Source organism: uncultured Brevundimonas sp., from assembly GCF_937870815.1.
In the GTDB taxonomy this organism is placed as follows: Bacteria; Pseudomonadota; Alphaproteobacteria; order Caulobacterales; family Caulobacteraceae; genus Brevundimonas.
In genome coordinates this window covers 1-8,730 of the sequence record NZ_CALMZS010000022.1, presented here as the reverse complement: position 1 = coordinate 8,730, position 8,730 = coordinate 1, and the positions used below count along the sequence as shown (strand labels likewise).

Sequence of the window (8,730 nt, the reverse complement as noted above, 5' to 3'; positions counted from 1 at the left end):
GGCTCGGTCAGGATGCGCACGAAGTCGTCGCGGGTCAGGGCCTTGAGCTCGACCCGGATCGGCAGCCGGCCCTGCAGTTCGGGCAGCAGGTCCGACGGCTTGGCCACATGGAAGGCCCCCGAGGCGATGAACAGCACATGGTCCGACTTCACCGGCCCGTATCTGGTCGACACCGTGGTGCCCTCGATCAGCGGCAGCAGGTCGCGCTGCACGCCCTCGCGGCTGACGTCGGCGCCGGCCCGGTCCTGGCGGGCCGCGACCTTGTCGATCTCGTCGAGGAAGACGATGCCCTCGTTCTCGGCCAGCAGCACCGCCTCCCGGGTCAGGCTGTCCTGGTCCAGCAGCCTGTCGCCCTCCTCGGTGACCAGCGGCCCGACCGCGTCGCGCACCGGCAGCTTGACGGTCTTGGTCCGCCCGCCGCCCAGCCTGCCCAGCATCTCGGACAGATTGATCATGCCGATGCCGCCGCCGCCCGGCAGGTCGAGCCCCTGCACCGGCGAGGCGGTGTCGGCCAGCTGAAGCTCGACCTCCCGGTCGTCCAGTTCGCCCGCCCGCAGCTTCCTGCGGAAGCTCTCGCGGGTCGCCGGCTGCGAGCCCGGCCCGACCAGGGCGTCGAGCAGGCGCTCTTCCGCGGCGGCCTCGGCCCCGGCCTGGACCCCGGCGCGGCGCTTGTCGCGGACCATGACCAGGGCCGCCTCGACGAGGTCGCGCATGATCTGGTCGACGTCGCGGCCGACATAGCCGACCTCGGTGAATTTGGTCGCCTCGACCTTCAGGAAGGGCGCCCCGGCCAGCCTGGCCAGCCGCCGGGCGATCTCGGTCTTGCCGACGCCGGTGGGGCCGATCATCAGGATGTTCTTCGGCGTCACCTCGTCGCGCAGGTCCTCAGGCACGCGCTTGCGCCGCCAGCGGTTCCTCAGCGCCACGGCGACGGCGCGCTTGGCGTCGTCCTGGCCGACGATGAAGCGGTCGAGTTCGGAAACGATTTCGCGGGGGGAGAGGTCGGTCATGGGGCAGAGATAGGGCGGCGAGCCCGGGTCCGGGAGCGCTGGTTCATCACGAAGACCGCCAAGGATGCACAAAGGACACGAAGGGATCAGAGCACGAGGCGCCGAAGGCCGTGCTTCAGGAGCGCGGTGTTGAAATTGATCAGGTAACCGAGCCGATGGCCCGAGAAGCGCAGATATGTCAAAACCTGGGCCGTATGGATCGACGCCAGGGCGTCGATCGACTTGATTTCAACCACCACGCTCCGTTCGACGAGCAGATCAAGCCGGAAGCCGACCTCCATCCGGACATCGCCATAGACAATCGGTACGCTCACCTGACGCTCGGCCGCCCGTCCCCTTCGCCTCAGCTCCTCGAAGAGGCAGGTCTCATAGACCGACTCCAGCAGCCCCGGCCCCAGCGCGCGATGCACCGCCAGGGCGGCATCCACGACATCACGCCCGATCCGCTCGGCGGACTCCGGCACAGGCTCGGCCGCTTCGTGTCCTTTGTGCATCCTTGGTGGCCTTCGTGATGAACCAACCGGTTTTGGCCTCAGCGGAACCGGAAACGAAGCATATGCGGTCCTCCGGCCGCTATTGACGCCGACCGTGCCGCTCCTGTCCCGTTAAATCGTCGAGAGACTTCGCGGCCGCACCCCGGTCGGGGTATGCGGGCCAGCGGCTGACGTCTGGAGGCGGCATGGAGTTCATCGTCGTCGGCCTGGCGGCCTTCCTGGCCTCGGGCCTGACCCTGTATTCGGGGTTCGGGCTGGGCACCGTGCTGCTGCCCGCCTTCGCCCTGTTCTTTCCGGCCCCGGTCGCGGTGGCGGCGACAGGGGTGGTCCATCTGCTCAACGGCCTGTTCAAGGGCGGCCTGCTGTGGCGCCAGAGCGACTGGGGCGTCGTGCTGCGCTTCGGCCTGCCCGCCATCCCGGCCGCCATCGCCGGAGCCTGGCTGCTGGGCCGGCTGGGGGCGGGGGCCGAACTGTTCTCGTGGAGCCTGGCCGGACGCGATTTCGGGCCGACGCCGGCCGCCCTGGTCGTCGGCGCCGTGATGATCGGCCTCGGCCTGCTCGAACTGCAGCCGGGGTTCCAGCGCCTCGCCGCCCCGCCGTCGGCCGCACCGCTCGGCGGGCTGGCCACCGGCTTCCTCGGCGGCCTGACCGGGCAACAGGGCGCGCTGCGCTCGATGTTCCTGCTGCGCTTCGGCCTCGACCCGGCCCGGTTCATCGCCACCGGGGTGATGATCGCGGTGCTGATCGACCTGTCGCGCCTGCCCGTCTACGCCCTCACCGTCGGAGCCGCCGCCAGAGCCGCCGCCGGTGATCTCGACGGGCGGCTGGGCCTGCTGGTGGGATGGGCGGTGCTGTGCGCCTTCACGGGGGCCTGGGGCGCCGTCCGCGGGTTGAAGAAGGTCACCATCGGCCTCGTGCGGGGCGTGGTCGCCGCCGCCATGCTGACCATCGGCGCGGCGCTCGTGGCCGGCCTGATCGGAACCTGACGTCCCTCAGGGCTCCAGCGTCTCCACGGTCAGGTTGCCGTTGGTGTAGACGCAGATGTCGGCGGCGATGGCCATGGCGCGCCGGGCGATGGCCTCGGCGTCCATGTCGGAATGGTCCAGCAGGGCCCGCGCCGCCGCGAGGGCGAAATTGCCCCCGGAGCCGACCGCGGCCACGCCATGCTCCGGCTCCAGCACGTCGCCGACCCCGGTCACGGTGAAGATCGAGCTCCGGTCCGCGACCAGCAGCATGGCCTCGAGGCGGCGCAGGTAGCGATCGGTGCGCCAGTCCTTGGCCAGGTCGACGCAGGCCCGGGCCAGCTGGTCCGGATACTGCTCCAGCTTGGCCTCGAGCCGCTCGATCAGGGTGAAGGCGTCGGCGGTGGCCCCGGCGAACCCGGCCAGCACCTTGCCGCCGGCGAGGGGGCGGACCTTGCGGGCCGCGCCCTTGACGATGGTCGGGCCCATCGAGACCTGGCCGTCGCCGGCGATCACGGTGCGGCCGTCCTTGCGCACCGCCAGGATGGTGGTGCCGTGCCAGCCCGGGGCGGCGGTGTCGTTGGCGTGCATCATCCGCTTCAGATGGCGGCCGGATTGCGGCCGGGCAAGCGGTTTTCGCCCGAATTCCAACGGCGCGCCGGGCCATAATCTGACCATTGTAACCCTTTACATCGATATTTCCAACCCCATAACTCGCCAAAAAAGGGTATCGACGTGCTTCATCGCGTCATCTACGCCAGTGAAGCGGTCGGTGCGACGGGCACGTCGACGCTGTCGATCGCCCAGATTCTGGGGCTGTCGGAGCGCAACAACCGGCGCGACCAGCTGACCAGCTGCGTGATGTTCCACCAGGGCCATGTCCTGCAGGCCATCGAGGGCGAGCGCGCCGACATCGACCGGCTGATCCGCCGCCTGCTGGCCGATCCGCGCCACACCGGCCTGCGCATCCTGACCGATTCGCCGATCGCGGTGCGGCGGATCGGCGAGCCGATGGGGCTGTGCGCCGACCCGCCCGCCCTGCTGCGGCGCATCGGGCTCGACTGCCTGTCGCGGATCACCGCGCGCGAGGCCGAAATGGTCCTCGACCTGCGCCAGGCGGCGTGACGCCGGCGGCCGGAGCGCCTAATCGGGGCGGGTGAGCTTTTCCGACGACGAGATCGAACGCTACGCCCGCCACCTGGTGCTGGCCGAGGTCGGCGGCCCCGGCCAGCAGCGGCTCAAGGCCGCGCGCGTCGGCCTGGTCGGCCTCGGCGGGGTCGGCGCGCCGGCGGCCCTCTACCTGGCCGGGGCCGGCGTCGGGACCCTGCGGCTGATCGACCACGATCATGTCGGCCTGTCGAACCTGCAGCGCCAGATCGCCTTTTCCGAACAGGATGTCGGCGACCTCAAGGTCGAGGCCGGCGCGGCCCGGCTGACCGCCCTGAACCCCCATGTCGGGATCGAGGCGGCGGCCGAGCGGCTGACGGCGGCGAACGCGGCCCGGCTGCTCGGCGGCTGCGACCTGATCATCGACGGGACCGATGACTTCGCCACCCGCTTCGCCGTCAACGCCGCCTGCGTCGCCGCCGGCGTCCCGCTGGTGTCCGGCGCCCTGGGGCGCTGGAGCGGCCAGGTCGGGGTGTTCGCCGGACGGCCCTGCTACCGCTGCCTGGTCCCGGCGGCGCCCCCGGAGGCGGAGACCTGCGCCCGCGTCGGCGTGATCGGCGCCCTGGCCGGGGTGGTCGGCTCGATGGCCGCCCTGGAGGCGGTCAAGCTGCTCGCCGGCGCCGGCGAGCCGCTGTCCGGCCGCCTGCTGATCTACGACGGCCTGGCCGGAACGGCGCGGACGGCGCGCATCGCCGCCGACCCCGCCTGCCCGGTCTGCGGTCAGGCCGCGGCGAAGGCCGACCGGAACAGGGCGACATAGCGGATCGTCAGTTCGTGCTCCCGGGCGTCCTCCCAGTCGGCGTGGCCGGCGTCGGCGACCTCGATCAGCTCGACCGTCCCGCCCGCCGCGCGCAGGGCATCGCGCATGCGCCGCGACTGGGTCACCGGCACGATGGCGTCGTCGACGCCGTGCACCAGCAGCACCGGGCAGGCGACCTCGGCGGCGCGGCGGCGCGGCGAGGCCGTCTCGAGCGCCGGACCCATGGCCGCCGGGTCGCCGATGCGCCGGACCCAGAATTCGTAGATCGGCTTGCCGGGCGTGTCGTCCTCGCGATTCTCCCACGCCAGCATCTCCGGCAGGTCGCAGACGCCGCAGATCGAGATCGCCGCCTTGTAGAGGTCGGGCCGGCGCACCGCCCCCATCAGCGCGGCGTAGCCGCCGTAGCTGGTTCCCATGATGGCGACGCGGTCCCGGTCGAGACCGCGCAGGGCGATGGCGTGCTCGACGGCGTCCTCGACGTCCTCCTGCATGCGGTCGCCCCAGCGGGTCCAGCCCTGCCGGGCGAAGCCGAGGCCATAGCCGCCCGAACCGCGGAAATTCGGCTGCAGCACCCACCAGCCCTGCGCGGCCAGCGCCTGCACCTGGCGGTCCCAACCGCGCAGGTCGCGGGCTTCCGGGCCGCCGTGCGGCAGCACCACCAGCGGTCCCGCCGCGCCGCCCGGGGGGGCGGTCAGATAGGCTTCGATGACGGCCCCGTCCCGGGTCCGCACCGACAGGGTCTCGCAGGCGCCCAGCCGCCCGGGGTCGAGCACCCGCGCCGCGCCGACATTGACCACGGCCCGGGCCTCGCGGTCGTAGAAGAACCAGGCGCCCGGCTCGCGCGGCCCGGTGGCGTAGGCGATGAAGCGGTTCCGCCCGACGTCGACATCGGTCAGGTGGACGTCGCAATCGTCGTCGAGGAACCGGTTCAGGGCCCGGTGGTGGGCGGCCAGGGCCGGTTCGTCGAAGGCGTATTCCAGCCGCTCGCCGTAATAGGCGGCGCCGAGATAGCGGCCGGCCGAATCGGTCAGGCCGTAGAGCACGTCGCGGCCCTCGCGGCCGTGGACCGGCGGACCGAAGGCCAGGGTGCGCAGATCGAGCTCGCGCACGCTCTCGGTGTCCTCGCCCTCGGCCCGGGCCGAGACCAGCACCACCCCGGGACGGTCGGTTTCGCCCACCCAGGCGAAGTCCGGGGCGTCGATCACCCGGGTCCGTCGGACCATCTTCCAGCCGGTCTCGCCGGGCGCCCGGGCGTAGACCGTCTCGAGGGTGCCGCGTGCGTTGATGTCGTGGCGCATCACCGCCGCCCCGCCCTGGGTGCGCCACGCATAGGTGCCGAGGGAGCCGCGCTCGAGCCGCTCGGCCGCGCCGGTGTGGATGTCGACCCGGTGCAGGCCGAGGGCCCCGTCACGCTCCCGGGCGACCATCAGCACATGGTCGGGATCGGCGGGCAGCAGATCGATGACCCGGCCCATGTCGAGGGAGTGGCGCAGGCGCTGGCGCTGGTCCTGGAACAGCACCACGATGTCGCCGGAGTCCGCGCCGACGGACAGGATCCGCCGCGAGGTCAGCTCGATCCCCTGAATGCGCAGATGGCTGCCGATCGCGGTGCGCGAGCCGGTCCTGCGGGTGACCGCGACGCGGACCAGCAGGCGGTCGTCATTGCCCCATTGCAGGGCCTCGGCCTCGAGGTCGCCGAGGGAGATGCGCCGGCGCTCCCCCTCGGGGTCGGCGGCCTCGATCAGGTCGATGGCCCCGGCGCTCTCGGGACCGGAGCCCAGCTGCTGCAGCACCGCGATGCGGCGGCCCGACGGCGACAGCACGGCCGCCCGGGTCTGGTCCGGCGTGAAGAAGGTCTCCAGCGGATAGGGCGGGACGGCCCCGGGGCCGGGGCCTCCGGGAATGGGTGTCAGGCCGGGTCCGGCCCCGAGGGCGGCCAGGGCGCCGGCGCCCCAGATCAGGTCACGCCTCGACAGGGCGGCCGCCGCCGCCCGGACTGAACCCGTGATCATTGAAACCTCCCCCGTCCCCGGACCGATGCAGCCCCAGGTCGGCGGCGGCGTCAACCCTGAAGCGTCACAGCATCGCCGGGATGACCCGGTCGGGCGGGCGGTGGCCGTTCTGGAAGGTCAGGATGTTGGCGATGACCCGCTCGCCCATGTCCTGGCGCGCCTCCAGCGTCGCCGAGCCGAGGTGCGGCAGCAGCACCACATGGGCGTGGCCGAGCAGGCCGGGATGCACCGCCGGCTCGTGCTCATAGACGTCCAGCCCGACGCCGGCGACGGCCCGCCGCGCCACCGCCTCGGCCAGGGCGGCCTCGTCGATCAGCTCGCCGCGGGCGGTGTTGATCAGCAGGGCGTGCGGCTGAAGCCGGGCCAGCCGCTCCGCCGACAGCAGGTGGCGGGTCTCCCGCGTGGCCGGACAGTTCAGCGAGACGACGTCCATCCGCGCCAGCATCTGGTCCAGATCGTCCCACCAGGTCGCCCCCAGCTCCTCGGCGATCATCTCCGGGACGGGCTTGCGGTTATGGTAGTGGACCTGCATGCCGAAGGCCTTCGCCCGTCGCGCCAGCGCCTGGCCGATGCGGCCCATGCCGACGATGCCCAGCCGCTTGCCCCACAGCTTGCGTCCGGTCATCCAGGTCGGGGTCCAGCCCTCGAAACGGCCCTCGGCCATGACCTGCGCACCCTCGACGATGCGCCGGCTGACCGCGAGGATCAGGGCCATGGCCAGGTCGGCGGTGTCCTCGGTCAGAACCCCGGGGGTGTTGGTGACGAGCAGGCCGCGCCCGACCGCCGCCTCGACGTCGATGTGATCGACCCCCGCGCCGAAATTGGCGATCATCCTCAACCGGTCGCCGGCCGCGGCGATCAGGCCGGCGTCGATGGCGTCGGTGATGGTCGGAACCAGCACGTCGGCGCGCCGCGCCGCCGCCTCGAGCGCGGCCCGGTCCATCGGCGCGTCGGTCAGGTTCAGCTCGGCGTCGAACAGTTCGCGCATGCGCGTCTCGACCGCGTCCGGCAGCCGTCTGGTTAACACGACCTTAAGCCTGGGCGGGGACATTCGAAGCCTTCGTTTTACGGACCTTCGCGTGTCTAGCAAAGCTCTTCCCCGCTTCCAAAGGCTGGCTGTCGCGGCCGCCGCCGTCTGCGCGGCGGGGCTGGCCGGGGCGGCCCAGACCATGCCCGACGGCCGCCCGACGCCGAGCGGCCAGCCGGTGCCGCGCTGGCTGTCGTTGAAGTCGTCCGAGGTGCACGCCCGCTTCGGCCCCGGCCTCGACCACCGCATCCTGTGGGCGTACCGGGTCTCCGGCCTGCCGGTTCAGGTCATCGCCGAGACCACCGAGTGGCGCAAGATCTGCGATCCCGAGGGCGCCGTCGCCTGGGTCCACCGCAGCGTGGTGTCGAGCCGGCGCAGCCTCTTCAACGCCACGCGCGAGGAAATCCCGGTCCGCTCCGGCCGCTCGCCGGGCGCGCCGGTGCGCGCCCGGCTGTCGCCGCGTTCGCTGGCGGCCATGGACGACTGCGAGGGGGGCTGGTGCCGCATCCGGGCCGGGCGGCTGCGCGGCTGGGTGCGCGAGACGGCCGTATTCGGGACCCAGGCGGGGGCGATGTGCGACGCGGCCCGCCCGGCCGGGCCCCGGCCGGGCCCCGCCGACGGCGGTGGTTGAGCCGGGTCCCGTGCTCGTGTAACCCGGCGGCCACTCCGGCCACCCGCGGCGCGCGCCGCCGGCCCCTGAGAGGCGAGCGTCTGTTGACCCAATCGAAATATCCGTCGTCGTTCGACTATGAGGCGCTGCTGGCGTCCGGCCGCGGCGAACTGTTCGGCGACGGCAACGCCCGCCTGCCGGCCCCGCCGATGCTGATGTTCGACCGCATCACCACGATCAACGCCGACGGCGGCGCCCACGGCAAGGGCCAGGTCGAGGCCGAACTCGACATCCATCCGGACCTCTGGTTCTTCCAGTGCCATTTCATCGGCGACCCGGTGATGCCGGGCTGTCTCGGCCTCGACGCCATGTGGCAGCTGGTCGGCTTCTACCTCGGCTGGATCGGCGGCCCCGGCCGCGGCCGCGCCCTCGGCGTCGGCGAGGTCAAATTCACCGGCCAGGTGACCCCGGACGTCAAGCGGGTGGTCTACCGGATCGACCTCAAACGGGTCATCAACCGCCGGCTGGTGATGGGCATCGCCGACGGGGTTCTCGAAGCCGACGGCGTGCCCATCTATACGGCCACGGACATGCGGGTCGGCCTGTTCGGCGCGCAGAGCGAAGTCGGTGCGGACGCGTAGCATCCGTGCTTAGAGTTCGCTCCGCTTTGGATTGCTGACCATTCTCC

At 72.2% G+C, this 8,730-nt stretch carries 10 protein-coding genes; 5 read left to right on the top strand and 5 right to left on the bottom strand.

The annotated features are described in order from the left end of the window. On the bottom strand, positions 1-1,010 hold a 1,010-nt coding region (gene hslU, locus Q0588_RS01590), incomplete at its 3' end, for an ATP-dependent protease ATPase subunit HslU (RefSeq protein ID WP_298743139.1). Positions 1,011-1,096: 86 nt separating this feature from the next. Further along, positions 1,097-1,504 carry a GxxExxY protein gene (locus Q0588_RS01585; protein ID WP_298743137.1) on the bottom strand — a complete coding sequence of 136 codons (408 nt, stop codon included), beginning with the start codon at positions 1,502-1,504 and terminating at the stop codon, positions 1,097-1,099. Between the two features lie 185 nt (positions 1,505-1,689). Between Q0588_RS01585 and Q0588_RS01580 the strand changes: the two genes are divergently transcribed. Beyond that, complete coding sequence (locus Q0588_RS01580) at positions 1,690-2,490, top strand: TSUP family transporter (protein WP_298743135.1); 801 nt, start codon at positions 1,690-1,692, stop codon at positions 2,488-2,490. Between the two features lie 6 nt (positions 2,491-2,496). Here Q0588_RS01580 and hslV read toward each other — a convergent pair whose 3' ends face one another. Next, entirely contained in the window at positions 2,497-3,057 is a 561-nt protein-coding gene (hslV, locus tag Q0588_RS01575) for an ATP-dependent protease subunit HslV (protein WP_298743131.1), read from the bottom strand. 144 nt (positions 3,058-3,201) lie between these two features. Between hslV and Q0588_RS01570 the strand changes: the two genes are divergently transcribed. Then, complete coding sequence (locus tag Q0588_RS01570; protein ID WP_298743129.1) at positions 3,202-3,591, top strand: BLUF domain-containing protein; 390 nt, start codon at positions 3,202-3,204, stop codon at positions 3,589-3,591. Between the two features lie 31 nt (positions 3,592-3,622). Beyond that, complete coding sequence (moeB, locus tag Q0588_RS01565) at positions 3,623-4,393, top strand: molybdopterin-synthase adenylyltransferase MoeB (RefSeq protein ID WP_298743128.1); 771 nt, start codon at positions 3,623-3,625, stop codon at positions 4,391-4,393. Here the strand turns inward: moeB and Q0588_RS01560 are convergent. Further along, positions 4,354-6,405, bottom strand: coding sequence for an alpha/beta fold hydrolase (locus Q0588_RS01560; RefSeq protein ID WP_298743127.1), 2,052 nt, complete (start codon positions 6,403-6,405; stop codon positions 4,354-4,356). The two genes, moeB and Q0588_RS01560, sit on opposite strands and share 40 nt — an antisense overlap. Positions 6,406-6,469: 64 nt before the next feature. Then, positions 6,470-7,456 carry a D-glycerate dehydrogenase gene (locus Q0588_RS01555; protein WP_298743126.1) on the bottom strand — a complete coding sequence of 329 codons (987 nt, stop codon included), beginning with the start codon at positions 7,454-7,456 and terminating at the stop codon, positions 6,470-6,472. 28 nt (positions 7,457-7,484) lie between these two features. On the opposite strand from Q0588_RS01555, the gene Q0588_RS01550 reads away from it, so the two are divergent. Both Q0588_RS01550 and fabA read left to right on the top strand, forming a co-directional pair. After that, a complete protein-coding gene (locus Q0588_RS01550; protein WP_298743124.1) occupies positions 7,485-8,063 on the top strand; it encodes an SH3 domain-containing protein in 579 nt (192 codons plus the stop codon). An 83-nt stretch (positions 8,064-8,146) separates the two neighbouring features. Then, a complete protein-coding gene (fabA, locus tag Q0588_RS01545; RefSeq protein ID WP_298743122.1) occupies positions 8,147-8,683 on the top strand; it encodes a 3-hydroxyacyl-[acyl-carrier-protein] dehydratase FabA in 537 nt (178 codons plus the stop codon). The last annotated feature ends 47 nt before the right edge of the window (positions 8,684-8,730 follow it).